Origin of the sequence: Bradyrhizobium sp. S3.2.6, assembly GCF_040546885.1 — a bacterium.
In the GTDB taxonomy this organism is placed as follows: Bacteria; Pseudomonadota; Alphaproteobacteria; order Rhizobiales; family Xanthobacteraceae; genus Bradyrhizobium; species Bradyrhizobium cytisi.
Map to the genome: position 1 here is coordinate 23,904 of NZ_JBEPOS010000014.1, position 20,309 is coordinate 44,212.

Annotated in this window: 15 protein-coding genes; 10 read left to right on the forward strand and 5 right to left on the reverse strand. The window is 63.7% G+C overall.

Features of this window, described 5'->3' with window-relative positions:
* Positions 1-50 precede the first annotated feature (50 nt).
* On the forward strand, positions 51-962 hold the full coding sequence (locus ABID58_RS23175) for a LysR substrate-binding domain-containing protein (RefSeq protein ID WP_354034903.1): 912 nt from the start codon (positions 51-53) through the stop codon (positions 960-962).
* Between the two features lie 328 nt (positions 963-1,290).
* Positions 1,291-2,604, forward strand: coding sequence for an MFS transporter (locus tag ABID58_RS23180; protein WP_354034905.1), 1,314 nt, complete (start codon positions 1,291-1,293; stop codon positions 2,602-2,604).
* 944 nt (positions 2,605-3,548) lie between these two features.
* On the opposite strand, the gene ABID58_RS23185 is transcribed toward ABID58_RS23180, so the two are convergent.
* The 3 genes from ABID58_RS23185 to ABID58_RS23195 form a co-directional block, all read right to left on the reverse strand.
* The gene (locus ABID58_RS23185; protein ID WP_148751194.1) at positions 3,549-3,977 is read right to left on the reverse strand and encodes a GlcG/HbpS family heme-binding protein; all 429 of its coding nucleotides are present in this window, start codon (positions 3,975-3,977) and stop codon (positions 3,549-3,551) included.
* A complete protein-coding gene (locus tag ABID58_RS23190) occupies positions 3,970-6,942 on the reverse strand; it encodes an FAD-binding and (Fe-S)-binding domain-containing protein (RefSeq protein ID WP_354034907.1) in 2,973 nt (990 codons plus the stop codon). Before ABID58_RS23190 ends, ABID58_RS23185 begins: the two co-directional genes overlap by 8 nt.
* A 105-nt stretch (positions 6,943-7,047) precedes the next feature.
* Complete coding sequence (locus ABID58_RS23195; protein WP_354034909.1) at positions 7,048-7,797, reverse strand: GntR family transcriptional regulator; 750 nt, start codon at positions 7,795-7,797, stop codon at positions 7,048-7,050.
* Positions 7,798-7,930: 133 nt separating this feature from the next.
* On the opposite strand from ABID58_RS23195, the gene ABID58_RS23200 reads away from it, so the two are divergent.
* The 7 genes from ABID58_RS23200 to ABID58_RS23230 all read left to right on the forward strand — a co-directional run bounded on the left by ABID58_RS23200 (position 7,931) and on the right by ABID58_RS23230 (position 15,947).
* Positions 7,931-9,133: a pyridoxal-phosphate-dependent aminotransferase family protein gene (locus ABID58_RS23200; protein WP_502916425.1), complete on the forward strand. Its 1,203-nt coding sequence runs from the start codon at positions 7,931-7,933 to the stop codon at positions 9,131-9,133.
* 52 nt (positions 9,134-9,185) lie between these two features.
* On the forward strand, positions 9,186-10,469 hold the full coding sequence (locus ABID58_RS23205; RefSeq protein ID WP_354034913.1) for an MFS transporter: 1,284 nt from the start codon (positions 9,186-9,188) through the stop codon (positions 10,467-10,469).
* A 115-nt stretch (positions 10,470-10,584) separates the two neighbouring features.
* On the forward strand, positions 10,585-11,784 hold the full coding sequence (locus ABID58_RS23210; protein ID WP_354034915.1) for a pyridoxal-phosphate-dependent aminotransferase family protein: 1,200 nt from the start codon (positions 10,585-10,587) through the stop codon (positions 11,782-11,784).
* Positions 11,785-11,814: 30 nt separating this feature from the next.
* A complete protein-coding gene (locus ABID58_RS23215) occupies positions 11,815-12,612 on the forward strand; it encodes an enoyl-CoA hydratase/isomerase family protein (protein ID WP_280709999.1) in 798 nt (265 codons plus the stop codon).
* A 154-nt stretch (positions 12,613-12,766) separates the two neighbouring features.
* Positions 12,767-13,741: a Bug family tripartite tricarboxylate transporter substrate binding protein gene (locus ABID58_RS23220; RefSeq protein ID WP_456678224.1), complete on the forward strand. Its 975-nt coding sequence runs from the start codon at positions 12,767-12,769 to the stop codon at positions 13,739-13,741.
* A gap of 134 nt (positions 13,742-13,875) precedes the next feature.
* Positions 13,876-14,418, forward strand: coding sequence for a tripartite tricarboxylate transporter TctB family protein (locus tag ABID58_RS23225; protein ID WP_354034919.1), 543 nt, complete (start codon positions 13,876-13,878; stop codon positions 14,416-14,418).
* 11 nt (positions 14,419-14,429) lie between these two features.
* Positions 14,430-15,947, forward strand: coding sequence for a tripartite tricarboxylate transporter permease (locus ABID58_RS23230; protein ID WP_354034920.1), 1,518 nt, complete (start codon positions 14,430-14,432; stop codon positions 15,945-15,947).
* Between the two features lie 31 nt (positions 15,948-15,978).
* Here the strand turns inward: ABID58_RS23230 and ABID58_RS23235 are convergent, their stop codons facing one another.
* Both ABID58_RS23235 and ABID58_RS23240 read right to left on the reverse strand, forming a co-directional pair.
* Positions 15,979-17,172: a CaiB/BaiF CoA transferase family protein gene (locus ABID58_RS23235; RefSeq protein WP_354034922.1), complete on the reverse strand. Its 1,194-nt coding sequence runs from the start codon at positions 17,170-17,172 to the stop codon at positions 15,979-15,981.
* 128 nt (positions 17,173-17,300) lie between these two features.
* Positions 17,301-17,603 (reverse strand): hypothetical protein, encoded by a 303-nt coding sequence (locus tag ABID58_RS23240; protein WP_354034923.1) that lies wholly within the window; start codon positions 17,601-17,603, stop codon positions 17,301-17,303.
* Positions 17,604-17,803: 200 nt separating this feature from the next.
* Here ABID58_RS23240 and ABID58_RS23245 point away from each other — a divergent pair, with 200 nt between their 5' ends.
* Complete coding sequence (locus tag ABID58_RS23245; RefSeq protein ID WP_354034924.1) at positions 17,804-20,158, forward strand: FG-GAP-like repeat-containing protein; 2,355 nt, start codon at positions 17,804-17,806, stop codon at positions 20,156-20,158.
* Positions 20,159-20,309: the final 151 nt, after the last annotated feature.

Genomic DNA, 20,309 nt, shown 5'->3' on the forward strand with positions numbered 1-20,309 from the left:
CGCCGGCAGGGCTCGCTGACCAGACGCCATGGCGGCCGAGGTGATCGAAAATGGGGATCGTTGACGACCTTACGCTTTTCGTGGAGACGGTCAGGGCCGGCAGCCTTTCTGCCGCAAGCCGTAAGACCGGCATTCCGAAGTCCAGCCTGAGCCGTCGCATCGGCGATCTCGAGAGCCAGCTTGGCGTGCATCTGCTCTACCGGGGGCCGAGAAATTTCTCCGCAACCGAAGTCGGAATTTCGATCTATGAACGAAGTGAGCGGATCAAGGAGGAGTTAGATGCCGTTAAAGCGCTGGCGGAGAGCTTTTCAAATCACCCGTCAGGCAAGCTCCGCATCTCTTGCCCGGCCGTGCTGGCCGAAAGTCTGGTTTCCGAATTCGCGATCGGATTCTCGATCGTGCATACCGACGTTCGCATCACCCTGGATAGTGCGGTCGGTGCCTTCGACACCGCGATCGGCGACTATGACCTGATGATTCATCCGGCGCGCGGGGACACCATGGCCGACTCCGAGCTGGTCCGGCAAAAGCTTGCCGCCGCAAGCTACCGGCTCGTTGCCTCGCCTGGCTTCATGAAACCACTCGGAATGATCAACGATCCATCGGAGCTTCAGGACCGGAACGGAATTGGCTGGGCGGCAGACGGCCATCTGGCACGCTGGACGCTCGTGAACCGAAACGCAAACACGACCGAACTAAACGTTAATCTCAAGTTCAGCGCGAACAACCTAAACGTGATCAGGCAGGCGGCGTTGAGCGGCGCCGGCCTGGCGCGGTTGCCGCTAACGATGTGCGAAGCCGACCTCGTGGAAGGACGTCTGGTGCTTCCGCTTCCCGATTGGGCGCCGCCTTCCGTTACCGTTTATGCTCTTTACCCTTCGCGGCGGTCACTGACGCTTGCCGGCCGTCTGTTTGTGGCCGGATTGGCCCGTCATCTGCAGGATAGCATGCCGGCAGCCTGACCGAGTCGTGGCGAACAGCCTGCGGCCCGCGAGACCTGGTCGGCAATAAGTCTCGGAGCGGACGTCCGTGCAGTCCTCTCTGCAATGGGCAGAGCGCGCGGGGAACGCGGCTTGCGACGTATTCGCGTATTGCTTCGACTGGCGATCAACGGACATGAGGTTGGGAACTCCCGCGGCTATGCGAGCTCCCCGTTGCGTCCTGCATCTCGCTGAGAGCCGCCTGTCCCGGATTCGGAATGCACAGTCCCATTCCTGGGTCTCGACAAGCCGCGAACGAAATCTTTTAACAAACGAATGCGCGAGACAACGTAGTCATCGGGGGATGAACTTGACGAACAAGATGGATGTGATTGGAAGGGGCGATGCCGCAAGCGTCGCAAGCGCCTCTCCGGCTGTTTCTGAAAGTCTTCAGCCGTCCTTTCCCAAAACCTTGCTGTTGTGTTTCCTAGCGATATTGCTCGACGGCCTTGATACGGGCTCCATCGGAGTCGCCGGTCCGGCAATCGCGGCTCACTTCGGCGTGTCGACAGCTTCCTTGACACTGCCATTTATCAAGACAAGCATCGGAGCCGTGTTAGGATATCTGGCTTCCGGCTATCTGGTGGCCCGATGGCGGGCTCGACGTGTGTTGATTTTCAGCGTGATTGGATTCGGGGTGCTCACCTTGGCAACACCCTTTGCGAGTTCGATTATTGTCCTGTCCATCCTCCGTCTTGTCACGGCCATAGGACTTGGCGCTGCACTTCCCTCGGCCGTGGCGATCGCAGTCTTGCAGGCACCCGTCACGCTGCGAGCTGCCGCCACGATCGTGGTCGGAACGGGACTTGCTGCGGGTGGGGCCCTAAGCGGTGCGCTTGGCGGCCTTCTGACCAGGAAGTATGGCTGGGAGTCACTATTCTACTTCGGAGGCGCGCTTCCATTGTTGCTGTCATTTGTACTGTTGCGCTGGCTGCCTGCGCCAGATGAAGCCGATGCTGCGGCAACGGCGGCGGGCGACAAGCGTATGGCGGGAAATCTGAAGCTCATCTCAAGCCTATTTGCCGGTTCGCTCGGCAGTCGAACCACATGTCTCTGGATCTTTTCATTTCTCATCTTCGCCGACGCCTATGCACTCATCTTCTGGCTGCCCCCGCTGCTGATCGGGTTCGGCTTTCCGGCTGCGGACGGCCAGTTCGCGGTCGGCTTCTTCAGCGCCGGCGGCCTCATCGCCAATTTGATTGTCGTGCCGCTGGTGGGCCGCTTCGCCGTCACCAGCGTGATGAGGATTGCCGCGTCGACAGCTGCGGTATGCGTGACCGGAATCGCGCTTTGGGCGACGACGTCGTGGGTCTGGGCGCTGATTCTAGGTGTCGGCGCCGGGCTTATCGCCTGTTCGGTCGGCCAGTCGGCGCTGGCCGTCTCAATCTATCCCGCGCCATTGCGAACCAACGGCGTCGGCTTCTCTGCGGCAGCGGGGCGGATCGGTTCGATCGTCGGGCCTGCTTTCGTTGGTCTGCTGTTCTCGCTTGGCTGGTCTCCGAAATCCATCGTCTTGGCGGCGGCCGTGCCGATCCTGGCCGCGATCCTCGTGCTGTTGCTCCTCCCGCGATCGGTTCAAGGCAGTGAGCTTTGGGATGTTTCCGCAGGGAAGCGGGGCACCTGATCGCATTTCGCGAGGTTCACCAAACAGGCATTGTCATGCAATGTTCAGGCTGCGCCCTTCTTCTACATGCCCTTCGCCTCGCTGCCGATCGACCGTGGACTGGTCGAAGCAATTAAGTGAGCGTGGAGCAAACGGAAGGTCTCAATGCGAAACGACGGCGCTGTAGCGCGAAAGTTCGAGCCTGCAGAAGCGGGCAGCATTCGAGACCCGGCCAATGCCCCTCTTATCCAAACACCGGGGTCCGGAGTTAAGCTGCCCCCGGTAGGAGAACAGCGCCTCCAGGGCGGTGGGTTTAGCAATGTGGCGGTCTAGTGACTCGAATCCCCGACAGATCACGGCATAGTCTAATGCGCTTACCCTCGGAGGCCTCGGCTGCTCGGCCGCCAGTCCAAGATCCCAATGACGCGCCAAGCGCCGTTCTCCCTGGCTGCCGCCGCAACGAAATCGCAATGAATTGGACGAAACGAGCGTGAACAAAACGGGTCGAAAAGGCCATCCAGATCAAGAAAAATCAACGACTTAGAAGTTGTTCACTGCGTTCGGGACGCAGGCATCCCTCAGTCAGATCGCAACTTGGACCGAATGTCGGTATCGGTGGTTGCGCCTCCTGGATTTGAGCTACAATGCGAGCTGGGTGTAGTTCCGAAGAGACACCGTGCTGTGCCGACGAAAGCGGGCATCGAAAATGCGCGTCTTCGATTTTGGGCGGCGGAGGTCGCTTTCACCTGACCGGCAGCCCAGGGCTTCGATATTCGTCTAAGCGTAGAGCTGCGGTCGTCCTGAGGCTCACGCACCGCCCTATGGATAAGATTGGATGAGGTATCGTAGCTTGGGCTGGTATGGGAAAGGCGGTTAGCGCTCCAGGGATTCGAACCCCGACGATCCAGCGGCACACTATCTCTTGGCATCTTAGAATGCGCAACGCTCCAGTAGCATGGACAAGGCTACCCCGCGTTCGCCTTCCACCCCGCCGCCTGGATGCCCGCCACGGCACACGCCTCGTCATTGTCCGACGTGTCGCCGGAGACGCCGACGGCGCCGAGAAGGGTCGTGCCGTCCATGATCAGCACGCCGCCGGGGACCGGCACCAACGCGCCTTTTGCAATCGTGTTCACGGCGTCGATGAAATAGGCCTGCTCCTGTGCCCGCTGGTACAAAGCGCGCGAACCCATGCCCATGGCGAGCGCGCCAAAGGCTTTGCCGTGGGCGATCTCGGCGCGCATCAGGCTGGTGCCGTCCTGCGCGGCTGCGAGCTTGAGCACGCCGCGGGCGTCGAGGACGGTGACGACGAGCGGCTTGAGCTTCAGCTCGGCCGCCTTCGCCAATGCGGCGTCGAGTATCTTGCGGGCGGTGTCGAGCGTGAGGTCAGCCATAACTGGGTTCCTTTGCAATAGGAGTGGAATTGGTCTCGGCGCGATCGAGGCTCATCGCCAGCACGCGGGCGACGTGAAGCGCCTCGCGCTGCGCGCCGTCGTGGATCTGGTGGCGGCAGGAGGTGCCGTCGGCGACGACGAGCGTGCTCTGGTCTGCGCGGCGCACCGCCGGCAGCAGCGACAGCTCGGCCATCTCGATCGAGGCATCATAGGTGTCCGCGCCGTAACCAAAAGCACCCGCCATGCCGCAGCAGCTCGACTCGATGGTCTTGACCTCAAGGCCGGGGACGAGCCGCAGCACCTGCTCGACCGGCTTGAAGGCGCCAAAGGATTTTTGATGGCAATGGCCGTGGACGAGGGCCTTCTCAGCGACGGTGCCGAGCGGCAGTTGCAGCCGGCCGGCCTCGGCCTCGCGCACCAGAAACTCCTCGAAGGTCAGCGCGTGGGCGCCGACAGCCTTGGCGTCATCGTCCTTGCGCAGCGAGGCGAGCTCGTCGCGGAGCGTCAGCAGGCAGCTCGGCTCGAGGCCTATGATCGGCACCCCGCGCGTGGCAAAGGGCGCGAAGGCGGCGACGAGACGATCGAGCTCGGACCTGGCTTCATCGACCAGCCCGGCGGACAGGAAGGTGCGACCGCAGCAGAGCGGGCGGTTGCCGCTGGGGGGCTTCGGCATATGCACGCGATAGCCGCCAGCGGCGAGCACACGCAACGCGGCCTCGAGATTTTCGCGCTCGTAGATGCGATTAAAAGTGTCGGCGAAGAGAACGACTTCGCGGCCGGCCTCCGGACCGACGCTGTCGGCAGGCGCCACGAACACATCGCTGCGGAAGGCGGGCAGGGCGCGGCGCGCGCTGATGCCGGCGAAGCGCTCGAACAGCTTTCGCAGCAGCGGGCTTCGGTTGCGCAAGTTCGCTAGCGGCGCAAAGCGCGACGCGAGGCCGGCGTAACGCGGGAGGTAGCCGACCAGGCGGTCGCGCAGCGTCAGGCCGTGCGAGGCCGTGCGCGCAGCCAGCACCTCGATCTTCATCTTGGCCATGTCGACCCCGGTCGGGCATTCGTGGCGGCAGGCCTTGCAGGAGACGCAAAGTTTCAGGGTCTCCATCATTTCGTCGGAGGACAGCGCGTCGGGGCCGAGCTGCCCGGAGATCGCGAGCCGCAAGGTGTTGGCGCGGCCTCGCGTGACATCCTTCTCGTTTCGCGCGGCGCGATAGGACGGGCACATCACGCCGCCCTCGAGCTTGCGGCAGGCGCCGTTGTTGTTGCACATCTCGACCGCGCCCTGGAAGCCGCCGCCGGCGCCGGGATAGGCCGACCAGTCGAGCTTGGTCTTGAGGTCAACGACGCGATAGTCCGGCTTGAAACGGAACAGCGAGCGGTCGTCCATCTTCGGCGCGTCGACGATCTTGCCGGGGTTGAGCACGCCGTCGGGATCGAAGCGGTGCTTTACTTCCTTGAAGTCGGTGACGAGGCGCTCGCCGAACATGGTCTCGTGGAATTCGGAGCGGACCAGGCCGTCGCCATGCTCACCGGAATGCGAGCCCTTGTATTCGCGCACCAGCGCAAAAGCCTCTTCGGCGATGGCGCGCATCGCCTTGACGTCTTTGTCGAGCTTGAGGTTCAGCACGGGGCGCACATGCAGGCAGCCTTCGGAGGCGTGCGCGTACATCGTGCCGCTGGTGCCATGCCTGGCAAACACCTCGTTCAGCCGCGCGGTGTAGTCGGCGAGATACGGCAGCGGCACGGCACAGTCCTCGACGAAGGAGACCGGCTTGCCCTCCTGCTTCATCGACATCATGACGTTGAGGCCGGCGGCGCGGAAATCGGCGATGCCGCTTTGGAGCGCGGGCTCGGTGATCTCGACCACGCCGCCCCATTTGCGCGTGTCGTTATTCCAGCCGAAGCCGAGATCGCCCATCAGCTCGCCGAGCTGCTTGAGGCGCAATAGATTGTCGGCCTGGTCCTCCTCGGCGAACTCGACCACCAGCACGGCGTCTGGATCGCCCTTGATCGCCGCATTGATGATCGGCTTGAACATCGCGATGTCGCGGCCGAGCGCGATCATGGTGCGGTCGACCAGCTCAACCGCGATCGGCTTCAGCTTGACCAGGTGCTGGGCCGCGTCCATCGCCTCGTAAAAACTGCCGAAATGGCAGACGCCCAGCGCCTTGTTGCGGATGACAGGCCACAGCTTCAGCTCGACCTTGGTGGTGAAGGCGAGCGTGCCTTCGGAGCCGACCAGGAGATGCGCCATGTTGTTGCGCGCATTGCGCGGGATGAGCGCATCGAGATTGTAGCCGCCGACGCGGCGCTGCACTTTTGGGAAGCGCGCAGCGATCTCGTCGGCCTCGCGCGTGCCGAGGTCGAGCATGTCGCGGAACAGGGCGCGCATGCTGTCGTCGGCGTCGAGATCGGAGAGATCGCGCGAGACCTCGCCGAAACGGCTCAGCGTGCCGTCGGCGAGCGAGGCCTCCAGCGACAGCGTGTTGTCGCGCATGGTGCCGTAGCGAAGCGAGCGGCCGCCGCAGGAATTGTTGCCGGCCATGCCGCCGATGGTGGCGCGGGACGCGGTCGAGACGTCGACCGGAAACCACAGGCCATGCTTTTTGAGCTGCCGGTTGAGGTCGTCGAGCACGATGCCGGGCTCGACCACGCAGGTCCGGCCTTCGACGTCGAGCGACAGGATGCGGTTGAGGTGTTTTGAGAGATCGACGACGAGGCCATCGTTGACGGTCTGGCCGCATTGCGAGGTGCCGCCACCGCGCGGGGTGACCTTCACGCCCTCGTCGCGGGCGACCGCCAGGGCCCGCAGCGCCTCGTTCATGGTCTTGGGGACCACGACGCCGGACGGCACGATCTGGTAGAACGAGGCGTCGGTGGCGTAGCGGCCGCGGCTGAAGCGATCGAACAGGACGTCGCCAGTCATGTCCGCGCGCAGGCGCCGTTCGAGCGAGGAGGCGTTGGTCATCCCTGGTCCCGGATTGATCCTACAAGGCCCCGGCCCCGTCGGATTATTCATTCTTGTTTCTGACCGATTATATTATGAATTCAAAATGGGCAAGCCGGCTACCCCTTAGGGTGCCGCCGGTGCGTCGTCTTCGGATTCGGCCAGGTGCTCGATCGCGGCCGTCCGCTTGTTGCGCAGGTGCTGGAACAGGATGTCGCTGAGCTCGCTCGCGGCGCGGCGGCGCAGCGCGTCCAGGATCGCCTCGTGCTCGCGCATCGCCTCCGCCCAGCGCTGCCGCTTGCGGGCGAAATTGGCGGAGTAGCGGACCCGGCGGATTCGTCCGGCAAAGTTGGCGTAAGCCGTCTTCAGCGTCTCGTTGCGCGCGGCTGCGACGATGCTCTCGTGGATGCGCTGGTTGGCCTGGAAATAGCCGTGCATGTCGCGATGCAGATAATGGCCGTACATCTCGTAATGCAGCTGCTCGATTGCAGTGATTTCCGCATCCGTAATGGCCTCGCAGGCGAGGCGCCCGGCGAGGCTCTCCAGTCCCGCCATGACGTCGAACAGCTCTTCCAGGTCGCGCTGGCTGAGCTGGCGGATGCGGGCGCCGCGGTTGGGTAGCAGCTCGATCAGGCCCTCGGCCGCGAGCACCTTCAGTGCCTCGCGCAGGGGCGTGCGGGAGATGCCGAACATCTCGCAGAGCTGGCGCTCGGGAACGCGGGCACCGTCGGGAATGTTGCCTTCCACGACGTAGTCGCGCAGCCGCAGCAGGATCTCGCCATGGAGCGAGGCCTCGTGACGGTTTTCTTGGCGGTCGCCGCCATTTGTGGCGGGCGGGGTGATCGGAACCCCGGTGTCGGGAATCGTGGATTTCATTTGCAGCACAGTAGTTTGCTCGTTGGGTCGCGTCGACGGCCGCAATCGAATACCAAATTTCGATTGAAATGACAAAAAATGAATGCAAAATGGCCAACAGAGCCGGCCAGAATCCGCCGCCAGGGAGGTTTTCATGCATCAGGGACGCCATTTCCTTCAAATTCCGGGCCCGAGCCCGGTCCCCGAGCGCGTTCTTCGCGCCATGGACATGCCTGTCATCGACCACCGGAGCGCGGAATTCGGCGAGCTCGGCCGCACCGTGCTCGAAGGCAGCCAGAAGATTTTCCAAACCGCGGGCCCCGTCGTGATCTTCCCTTCCTCGGGGACCGGCGCCTGGGAGGCCGCGATCGTCAACACGCTGTCGCCGGGCGACAAGGTGCTGATGGTCGAGACCGGCCATTTCGCCACGCTGTGGCGGCAGATGGCGGGCCGCTTCGGCATCGATGTCGATTTCGTGCCCGGCGACTGGCGCCGCGGCGCCGATCCCGCCATGATCGAAGCCAAACTCACCGAGGACAAGGCGCGCGCGATCAAGGCGGTGATGGTCGTGCACAACGAGACCTCGACCGGTGCGACCAGCCGCATCGCCGAGATCCGTGCCGCGATCGACCGCACGGGCCATCCGGCGCTGCTGATGGTCGACACCATCTCCTCGCTCGGCTCGGTCGACTACCGCCACGACGAGTGGAAGGTCGATGTCAGCGTCAGCTGCTCGCAGAAGGGGTTCATGCTGCCGCCCGGCCTTGGCTTCAACGCGATCTCGGAGAAGGCGCGCGCGGCTGCGAAGACCAACAAGATGCCGCGCTCCTATTTCGACTGGGAGGAGATGCTCAAGCCGAACGCCAACGGCTTCTTCCCCTACACGCCCGCGACCAACCTGCTTTACGGCCTGCGCGAGGCGATCGCGATGCTGCTCGAAGAGGGGCTCGACAACGTGTTCGCGCGTCATCAGCGGCTCGCCGCCGCAACGCGCGCCGCCGTCAATCATTGGGGGCTCGAAGTGCTGTGCCAGCAGCCGTCGGAATTCTCGCCGGTGCTGACCGCGGTGCTGATGCCGCCCGGCCATGACGCTGACCAGCTCCGCAAGATCGTGCTCGAGAGTTACAACATGTCGCTCGGCTCGGGCCTGTCGAAGGTTGCCGGAAAGGTCTTCCGCATCGGTCATCTCGGTGAATGCAATGCGCTGACGCTGCTCGGCGCGCTCACCGGCGTGGAGATGGGCCTGTCGGTTGCCGGCGTGCCGCACCGCTCCGGCGGCGTCGACGTCGCGATGAAGCTCCTGGAGCAGCGCCCGCATGGCAATGCATCGCCGCATCTGAAAGTGGTCGGCACCTAATTGCGCAGGGACACGCAAGGCCAATCATAAAAAGCGATCAGGAGGGGTGGAGATGGGAATTCGGTTCAAGGCCACGCATGTCGTGCTGGCGATGCTCTGCGCGATGTATTTCATCACCTATGTCGACCGGGTGAACATCGGCACCGCGGCGAGCGAGATCCAGAAGGAGCTCGCTCTCTCCAACACGCAGCTCGGCCTGATCTTCTCCGCCTTCGCCTATCCTTATCTCTTGTTTCAAGTGATCGGCGGCTGGGTCGGTGACCGTTTCGGGCCGCGCAAGACGCTGTTTTGGTGCGGCATGATCTGGGCGGTCGCCACCATCTCGACCGGCTTCGTCAACGGACTTGCCGCACTGTTCGTCGCGCGCTTCGCGCTCGGCTTCGGCGAGGGCGCGACGTTCCCGACCGCGACGCGCGCGATGCAGTACTGGACACCGGCAAACCGCCGTGGATTTGCGCAAGGCCTGACCCATTCCTTCGCCCGGCTCGGCAATGCCGTGACGCCGCCGGTGGTGGCGCTCCTGATCCTGTGGCTGACCTGGCGCGGCGCGTTCGTCGTGCTCGGCTTCGTCAGCCTCGTCTGGGGCGTGATCTGGGTCTGGTACTTCCGCAACGAGCCGAAAGACCACGCTGCCATCACGGAAGCAGAGCTCGCTGCACTGCCGCCGCGCCCGACCGGCGAGCGTCCGCGCGTGCCCTGGGGCCCGCTGTTGGGGCGGATGTGGCCGGTGACGCTGACCTATTTCTGCTACGGCTGGTGCCTGTGGCTCTATCTCAACTGGCTGCCGCTGTTCTTCAAGAACAACTACAATCTCGACATCAAGAACTCGGCGTTGTTCGCCTCCGGCGTCTTCTTCGCCGGTGTGATCGGCGACAGCGTCGGCGGCGTGATCTCGGACAAGATCCTCGACCGCACCGGCAATGTCCGGCTGGCGCGGCTCAGCGTCACCGTCACGGGATTTGCGGGGGCGCTGCTTTCGCTGTTCCCCATCCTGTTCGTCCACGACATCACGATCGTGGCGCTGTGCCTGTCGGCCGGCTTCTTCTGCGCCGAGCTCGTGATCGGCCCGATGTGGTCGATCCCGATGGACATTGCCCCAAAATATTCGGGGACCGCGTCGGGACTCATGAACACCGGCTCAGCCTTTGCGGCCATCGTCTCCCCGCTGGTCGCCGGCTTCGTGATCGATGCGACCGGAAACTGGTACCTGCCGTTCCTGATGTCGATGGGGCTGCTGCTGCTCGGCGGCCTCTCGGCTTTCCTGATGCACCCGGAACGCCCGTTTACGGAGGCCGAGGGGCGCCTGCCGTCCGGCAAGGTGGTGGCCGCGGAGTAGGAGCGGCGGAGGGTCCCCGGTTACGCATGGGAGTCGCCCTTTGGAGAGGGGACAAGCCGGTCAAATGGTGCTATTCGGCGGCCATCAAAACAAGGCTAGACCGGGAAGGACGCCTATGACCGTGCATACTGGAAGGCATTTTCTCCAGATTCCAGGACCGACCAACGTGCCCGACCGCGTGCTGCGGGCGATGGACATGCCGACGCTGGACCATCGCGGTGCGGAGTTCGCCGAGCTTGGTTTTGCCGCGCTTGCGGCGATGCAGCGCGTGTTCCGCACCAAGCAGCCCGTGATCATCTTCCCGTCGTCCGGCACCGGCGCCTGGGAAGCGGCGATGGTGAACGTGCTCGCGCCCGGCGACAAGGTTTTGATGTGCGAGACCGGCCAGTTCGCCGTGTTGTGGCGCGGCATCGCCGACAAGTTCAAGCTCGACGTCGATTTCATCCCGAGCGACTGGCGCCATGGCGCCGACCTCGCCGAGATCGAGAAGCGCCTCGTCGCCGACAAGCAGCACGCGATCAAGGCGGTCTGCGTCGTCCACAACGAGACCTCGACCGGCTGCGTGACGCCGCCGCTCGAAGTGCGCAAGCTGCTCGACCGCACAAAACATCCGGCGCTGCTGATGGTCGACACCATCTCCGGCCTCGGCTCGATGGAATACGAGCACGATGCCTGGGGCATCGACGTCTCGGTCGCCGGCTCGCAGAAGGGCCTGATGCTGCCGCCCGGTCTCGGCTTCAACGCCGTCTCGGAGAAGGCGCTCAACGTCGCCAAAGCCAATCCCGGCATGCGCTCCTATTGGGACTGGCAGGAAGTGATCTCCTTCAATAAGCTCGGCACCTTCCCCTACACGCCTGCGACCAATCTGCTCTATGGCCTGCGCGAAGCGGTCAAGATGCTGGAAGAGGAGGGGCTGGAGAACGTCTGGTCCCGCCACAAGCGTCACAGCGCGGCGACGCGCGCGGCGGCCAAGGTCTGGGGTCTCGAGACGCAGTGCGCCGATCCCGCCGCGCATTCGCCGGCGCTGACCGGCGTGCGCGTGCCTGAGGGCCACGACGCTGACGCCTTCCGCAAGGTGGTGCTGGAGAACTTCGACATGTCGCTCGGCACCGGCCTGAACAAGGTCAAGGGCAAGGTGTTCCGCATCGGCCATATCGGCCATTTCAACGATCTGATGCTGATGGGCACGCTCGCCGGCGTCGAGATGGGCCTGGATCTTGCAAAGATTCCGCACCGGAGCGGCGGCGTGCTGGCGGCCATGGACGTCCTGAAGGGACGCGACGCGGTGCCGATGGCCAAGGCGCAGGTAGCTTAGGGTCCAACTAATCTGGAGAGTGAGCGCGCGATGAACGCACCGACGACTGCTAACGAAGACCTGCTCTACTCCGTCACGGACGGCATCGCGCGGATCACCTTCAACCGCCCGCAGGCGCGCAACGCCATGACCTTCGCCATGTATGACCGCATGGCGGAGATCTGCCAGGAGATCAACGCCGACCGCTCGATCAAGGCGCTGATCCTCACCGGCGCCGGCGACAAGGCGTTTGCCTCCGGCACGGACATCTCGCAATTCCGCGCGTTCAAGACGGCGCAGGATGCGCTCGACTACGAGGCGCGGATCGACCGCGTGCTCGGCACGCTCGAGCAGTGCCGCGTGCCCGTGATCGCGGCCATTGCGGGGGCCTGCACCGGTGGCGGCGCCGGCATCGCCGCCTGCTGCGATCTCCGGATCGGCACCGAGACGACGCGCATGGGTTTCCCGATCGCGCGCACGCTCGGCAACTGCCTGTCGATGTCCAATATCAGCCGCGTCGTTTCGCTGGTGGGGCCGGCCCGCACCAAGGATCTGATCTTCAGGGCGCGGCTGGTCGAGGCGCAGGAAGCGCTGTCGCTCGGGCTGCTCACCGAAATCGTCCCTGATGTCGAGACGCTGCAGCGCCGCGCCGACGAGACCGCAAAGCTCGTCGCGAGCCACGCTCCGCTAACCCTCGAAACGACCAAGGAAGCGGTGCGCCGCATCCGCCCCACGCTGTCGCGCGAACAGGGCGAGGACCTGATCCTCAAGGCCTATATGAGCGAAGATTTCCGCGAAGGCATGGACGCCTTCCTCAACAAGCGCACGCCGAACTGGAAGGGCAAGTAGGGGCAAGTAGCGCGCGCTTCGTCAGCCGGAAGTCATATGCGGCCGAATGTCCGCCTGCTTGAACTCGCGATCTTTAGTCCGCACAATGCATCGATAGATTTCCCGGCGTCACAAAGCCAATAAGAACCAGGGGACGAAACTCGTGCGAATTCCAGTGAAAGCCGTCGGAGCTGCGACGGCCTTGTTGTTGAGCGCGCCAGCCTTTGCCGGCTGGGAGCCCACCAAGCCGGTCGAGATCGTCGTGGCCGCGGGCGCGGGCGGCGCCTCCGACCAGATGGCGCGGATGATGCAGGCCGCGATCCAGAAGAACAATCTGATGAAGCAGCCGATGGTGGTCTCGCTCAAGGGCGGCGCGTCGGGTGCGGAAGCGCTGATGTACATGAAGTCCAGCGAGGGCGATCCGAACAAGGTGCTGATCGCCTATTCGCTGATCTACATGCTGCCGCTGTCGGCCAAGATCCCGTTCAACTGGCGCGAGCTGACCCCGGTCTCGGTGATCGCGCTCGACCAGTTCGTGCTGTGGGACAACAGCGCCGGCCCCAAGACGGTGAAGGAATTCGTCGACGCCGCGAAGGCGGCGAGCGCCCCGTTCAAGATGGGCGGCACCGGCTCCAAGCGTGAGGATCACGTGCTGACCGTTTTCCTCGAGCAGAAGACCGGTGCGAAATTCTCCTACCTGCCCTACAAGTCCGGCGGCGAGGCCGCGACCCAGCTCGTCGGCAACCACACCGAATCCAACGTCAATAACCCTAGCGAAAATCTCGAAGTCTGGCGCGCCGGCCAGGTGCGACCGCTCTGCGTGTTCGACAAGGAGCGCATCGCCTACACCAGCAAGGTGACCGACACGCAGTCCTGGGCCGACATCCCGACCTGCAAGGAGGAGGGCATCGACGTCCAGTATCTGATGCTGCGCGCGATGTTCCTGCCCGGCAAGGTCACGCCGGAGCAGCAGGCGTTCTATGTCGAGCTGTTCCACAAGGTGACTCAGACCGCCGAATACAAGGACTACATGGAAAAGCAGGCATTGAAGCCGATCTTCCTCACCGGCAAGGACATGGTGCAATTCCTCGAGGAGGACGATGCCACCAACAAGTCGCTGATGACGGAAGCCGGATTCGTCGCGAAGTGATCCCACCTCCACGTCATGCTCCGCGAAGGCGGGGCATCCAGTACGCCGAAGCTTATCCGTACTCCTCGCCGCAGCTGGAATACTGGATCATCCGCCTTCGCGGATGATGACAGCGCATTTTGATTTGGCAGAGCATGTCCCAAACCGATCTTGAAATCGTCGTCGACGATCCGACCGCGCCTGAGGAAAACTCGCCTTCCGTCACGAGCTCGGGCACGGTCGAAATTATCGTCTGCCTGCTGCTGCTCGCGCTGGCAGCGATCCTCGGCTACGACAATTGGCGGACCGGGGCATCCTGGGATTCGACCGGGCCTGAGCCTGGCTATTTCCCGTTCTATCTCTGCCTCGTCCTCGGCGGCAGCAGCCTCTATGGCCTGATCGCCGCGCTCCTCACGCGCCGCGGGGCCGCCGAAACCTTCGTCACGCGCGCGCAGGCGCGCCGGGTGATGGCGGTGTTCGTGCCGACGCTGCTGTTCTGCCTGGTGACGCAGTTCCTCGGTCTCTACGTCGCGAGCTTCCTGCTGATCGCGGGCTTCATGCGGGCGATCGGCAAGATCGCGCTGTGGAAGTCGCTGCTCACCGCCTTCCTGTTCACGGCGATCATGTTCGTCACCTTCGACATCGCCTTCGACGTCATCATGCCGAAGGGCCCGCTCGAAGCGGCCTTCGGCTACTAGGCGGACCCGCGATGGAAGCTTTCGGTCTCCTGCTTCACGGCTTCGCCGTCCTGCTCACGTGGAAGACGCTCGTGCTGATGATGGTCGGGCTGGTGCTCGGCATCTTCGTCGGCGTGCTGCCGGGTCTCGGCGGCCCCAACGGCGTTGCGATCCTGCTGCCGCTCACCTTCACGATGGATCCGACCTCGGCGATCGTGATGCTGTCCTGCATCTACTGGGGCGCGCTGTTCGGCGGCGCGATCACCTCGATCCTGTTCAACATCCCCGGCGAAGCCTGGTCGGTCGCCACCACCTTCGACGGCTATCCGATGGCGCAGCAGGGCAGGGCGGCGGAGGCGCTGACCGCGGCGTTCACGTCGTCCTTCATCGGCTCGCTGGTCGCGGTGCTGCTCATCACCTTCCTTGCGCCGATGATCTCGTCCTTTGCGCTGAAGTTCGGCCCGCCCGAGTTCTTCGCAGTGTATCTCTTGACCTTCTGCTCCTTCGTCGGCCTCGGGCGCGAGGCCAAGCACAAGACGCTCATCTCGATGTCGCTCGGGCTGTTGCTCGCAGGCATAGGCATGGACACGGTGTCGGGCCAGCTGCGCATGACTTTCGGCTCGTCCGAGCTCTTGCGCGGCATCAACTTTCTCGTCGCCGTCATCGGCCTGTTCGGCATCAGCGAGATCCTGCTGACGATGGAGGAGCGGCTGGCGCTGCGTGGCCATGCCGCGAGCATCTCGCTGCGCGTGGTGCTGAGCGTGTGGAGGGACCTGCCGAAATACTGGGTGACGCTGCTGCGCTCCTCCTTCATCGGCTGCTGGCTCGGTATCACACCGGGCGGCGCGATTGCGGCGTCCTTCATGGGCTACAATCTTGCCAAGCGCTTTTCCAAGGATCCCGAGAGCTTTGGCAAGGGCCGCATCGAGGGCGTGTTCGCGCCTGAGACGGCCGCGCATGCCTCCGGCACCTCGGCGCTGCTGCCGATGCTGGCGCTCGGCATTCCCGGCTCCGGCACGGCTGCGATCCTGCTCGGCGGGTTGATGGTGTGGGGGCTCAATCCCGGACCGCTGCTGTTCATCGAGCACAAGGATTTCGTCTGGGGCCTGATCGCCTCGATGTATCTCGGCAATGTCGTCGGCCTCGTGCTGGTTCTGACAACGGTGCCGATCTTCGCCTCGATCCTGCGTGTGCCGTTCGCGGCGGTGGCGCCGATGATCGTGGTGTCCTGCGCGATCGGCGCCTATGCGATCCAGAATGCGATGTTCGACATATGGCTGATGCTCGGCTTCGGTGTGGTCGGCTACGTCTTCAAGAAGATCGGCATTCCCTTGGCGCCCTTCACGCTGGCACTCGTGCTCGGCAGCCGCGCCGAGGATGCCTTCCGGCTGTCCATGATCGGCGCTGGTGGCGACCTCAAGGTGTTCTGGTCGAACGGGCTGGTCGGCTCGATCACGACGCTGGCCATCGTGCTGCTGTTCTGGCCGGCGATCGACGGGCTGCTCGGACGTCTCGGTTTGACTGGGCGGACTAAGGCCGCCTCGGGCTGAGGCGGCCGGACGATGGTCTCAGGTCAATCGCCTAGACCACTTTGGCTTGTCGAAGTCCGGCGATCTCGCTGTCGGTGAAGCCGAACTCGGTGAGCACCTCGTCAGTCTGCTCGCCGAATTCCGGCGGCCGCGCCGCCATCTTGCTCGGCGTGCGCGACAGCGTGACGGGCTGGCCGACCAGGCGGAGCTGGCGGTCTCCTTCGTTCGGCACGTTCTGGGCGATGCCGAGATGCCTGACCTGGGCGTCCTCGAACACCTGGTCGATGGCGTAGATCGGCCCGCAGGGCACACCGGCCTCGTTGAATTCGCGTACCCAGGTCTCGGTCGACTTCGTCAATGTGCGCTTCTCGATCTCGGCGTTGAGCGCATCGCGGTTCTTGGAACGAGCAGGGGCCGTCGCATAATCGGGATGGCTGTAGAGCTCCGGCGCGCCGATCGCCTGCGCACAGCGCTCCCAGATCCGCCCGCCCGTCGTGGCGATGTTGATGTAGCCGTCCGAAGTCTTGAACACGCCGGTCGGGATGCTGGTCGGATGGTTGTTGCCGGCCTGCTTGGCGACTTCCTTCTCCATCAGCCAGCGCGCGGCCTGGAAGTCGAGCATGAAGATCTGGGCCTGGAGCAGCGAGGTCTGCACCCACTGGCCCTTGCCCGAAACCTCGCGCTCGAGCAGCGCGGTGAGGATGCCCATGGCGCAGAACAGGCCGGCGGTGAGGTCGGCAACGGGAATGCCGACCCGCATCGGGCCTTCGCCCGGCGCGCCGGTGATCGACATCAGCCCGCCCATGCCCTGCGCGATCTGATCGAAGCCCGGCCGCTTGTGATAGGGGCCGTCCTGGCCGAAGCCGGAGATGCTGCCATAGACGATGCGCGGGTTGATCTCGCGCAGCGTCTCATAGTCGATGCCGAGCTTCTTCTTCACGTCGGGCCGGAAATTCTCGACCACGACGTCGGCCTGTCCGGCCAGCCGCTTGAACACCTCGAGGCCCCTGGGGTCCTTCAGGTTCAGGGTCATCGCCCGTTTGTTGCGGTGCAAATTCTGGAAATCCGAGCCCCTGCGCGGCCCGCCCGGCTGCTCACCCCCGGAATCCTCGGTGAGCGCGTCGATCTTGATCACCGTGGCGCCCCAATCCGCGAGCTGGCGCACGCAGGTGGGTCCGGAGCGGACGCGGGTCAGATCGAGCACAGTGAAGCGCGACAGGGCTTCCGAGGCATGCGGGAAGGGCATTTTTGGCGGCTCCGGGAACAGATTGCGGGCCTACCATAGTGCCGAAACATCATGCGGCAAGTCCGGCCCGGCGCCGAAGCGGCCTGCCAAAATGCGATGCCTCGTGTTGCCTTTGTCCCTTGGAGAGATCAGCGCGACAAGCGCTTCAGTTCGGCGCGCGCCTTCTCGGCCAGGGGATCGTCGCCGTGGCGCGCGATGAAGAGCTCAAACGCCTCCGGCGTCCCCTTCTGGCGGGCAAGCTCGTATTCCTCGGCGACCGCTGCCGAAGGCGCACGGGCTGGCGGAACCGAGGGCGCGAGCAACCCCTTTGCGCTGTCGTCCGCGTTGGCTTTTCCGACCATGACAGGCATTCCTCGGAGGGGCAGGTAATCCAGCCCGGCGAGCGCCACTAGGGCACTGAACAGGCCGGCCGAGAGCAGGCGTAGTTCCATGATTTTCCCTGCAAATCACGATGGCCACTGGAACCGGCATTGTGATCGTTGCCCGTATGAGTACGAGATTTGGTGCCTAACACGGTATTATGGAAGAGGTCTGGCCGCATCGCCAAATTTAAACCAAATATATGTTTCTCAAGGTAGAATCGACTGTCCGCGCCCCAAATCGACCGGCGCTTGCTGTTTCGGAGATTCCCTTGGCTACCTCTGTCAACGTTAGTGCAACCAACAACGCGGACATAGACGGCCTGCTGGCGGGCACCAAATGGTCCGGCACGATCAGCTATAGCTTCCCAACCTCGTCCAGCACCTATGCCAATCCCTATTCCGGCGGTGACGGCGAACCGACAACGTCGGGTTTTTCGGCGGCGCCGACCCAGATGCAGGCGGCGATCAACTACGCCATTGCGCTGATCCAGAGCTACACCAACGCCAGCATCACGTATAACGGCACGGGCTCCGCCGACATCATGGTCGCGCAGTCGCCGGCGGCCAATCCGACCTCCTACGCCTATTACCCCGGCAACTACGCGGCCGGCGGCGACGTCTGGTTCGGCACGCAGTACGACTACACGCAGGCACAGCTCGGCAATTACTATTTCACGACCGCGCTGCATGAGCTCGGCCACGCTCTCGGCCTCAAGCACAGCCAGGAGACCGGCGGCCCCGCGAATGTCGCGGTGCCGAGTGCGCATGACGACAGCGAATACACCGTCATGAGCTATCGCAGCTACGTCGGCGGGCCGCTGACCGGCTACACCAATGAGGCCTACGGATATCCGCAGACCTATATGGCCAACGATATCCTCGCGCTGCAGACACTGTATGGCGCGAACTACAATACCCAGAGCGGCAACACCGTCTACACTTGGAGCCCGACGACGGGGCAGGAGTTCATCAACGGCGTCGGACAGCTCGCGCCCAGTGGCGGCGCCGGCGGCTCGGCCAACCGCATCTACGATACGGTCTGGGACGGCAATGGCGTCGATACCTACGACCTGTCGAACTACACGACCAACCTGACCATCAATCTCAATCCCGGTGCGTCGTCGGTATTCTCCACCACGCAGCTGGCCTATCTCGGCAACGGCCATTACGCGGCTGGCAACGTCTATAACGCGTATCTCTACAATGGCGACGCGCGCTCCTACATCGACAACGCCACCGGCGGCTCCGGTAACGACACGATCATTGGAAACGCCATCGCCAACGTGCTGAAAGGCGGCGCCGGTAACGACATCATTGCGGGCGGTGCCGGCAACGACACCATCATCGGCGGTGCGGGGATCGATACCGCCGTCTACTCCGGAAGCGAGGCGAATTATCTTATTTCCTACGACGAGAACGCGCAGACCTACACGATCGTCGATGAGCGTCCCGGCTCGCCGGACGGGACCGATACGGTGAGCGGGGCGGAGTATTTCCAGTTCAGCGACGGCACCTTCGCAACCAGCGCCACCGCCAGTGGTGCAAAGCACGCCAGCGCGACCGGATTCGACTTCAATGGCGACCAGAACACGGACCTGCTCCTTGTCAACAGCGGCACGCTAGGCGTCGCGGAATGGCTGATGAACGGCGTCGCCGTCGCAGCGAGTCCGCAGGTCGGAACGATGGCCTCCGGCTTTCACTATGCCGCGTATGGCGACTTCAACGATGACGGAAGATCCGATCTGTTGATGGTCAATGACACCTCCCATGATGTCGTCGTCTGGGAGATGGATGGCGCCCAGATTTTGGCCAATCAGACCATCGGAACGATCAATGCCGCCGACGGCTGGCAATATTCCGGTACGGGCGACTTCGATGGCGACGGCCAGACCGACCTGCTATTGACCAATAGTACGACGAATGGTGTCGCGATCTGGACCATGAACGGCACCCAGGTCACCGCCAGTCCACAAATAGGCACGATCAATGCAGGGGCTGGCTGGAGTTTCGGCGGCACGGGCGATTTCAACGGCGACGGCAAGACCGATCTGCTGATGCTGAACAGCACGACGCATGGCGTTGCGATATGGGAGATGAACGGCGCCCAGGTCACCGCGCCCCCCCAGATCGGCACGATCAACGTGGCGGCGGGCTGGAGCTTCGCCGGCACCGGCGACTTCAACGGCGACGGCAAGACCGACCTTTTGCTGCTCAACAGCACCACGAAGGGCGTCGCAATCTGGGAGCTGGACGGCACGCAGGTCATCGCAAATCCACAGATCGGCACGATCAATGCGGGGGCCGGCTGGGCCTTCGCCGGCACCGGCGACTTCAACGGCGACGGCAAGACCGACCTCTTCCTGCTCAACAGCACTACGAAGGGCGTCGCAATCTGGGAGCTTGACGGCACGCAGGTCATCGCAAATCCGCAGATCGGAACGATGGCATCGGGCTTCTCGTTCGACAGCACGAACGATTTCAACGGCGATCACAAGGCCGATCTCTTGTTTGAGAATTCCACCACGCATGCCCTCATCGTGTGGGAGATGAACGGGACTCAGGTCGCGATCAACCAGCAGATCGGGACCGTCAACGCCAGTGCCGGATGGCATATCGTCACCTAGCTGGGCGCCGCGGATTGCACGCCCGTACGGCCGCCGCCCGCTGAGACCTGCGCGACTCGATACTCGTCCGGCCCACCCCCGCCTGCATAGATTGCCCTTGCACGCGCCTGGAGAATGCGGCAAATCCCGGAACGTTCGATGATCTGGAGGG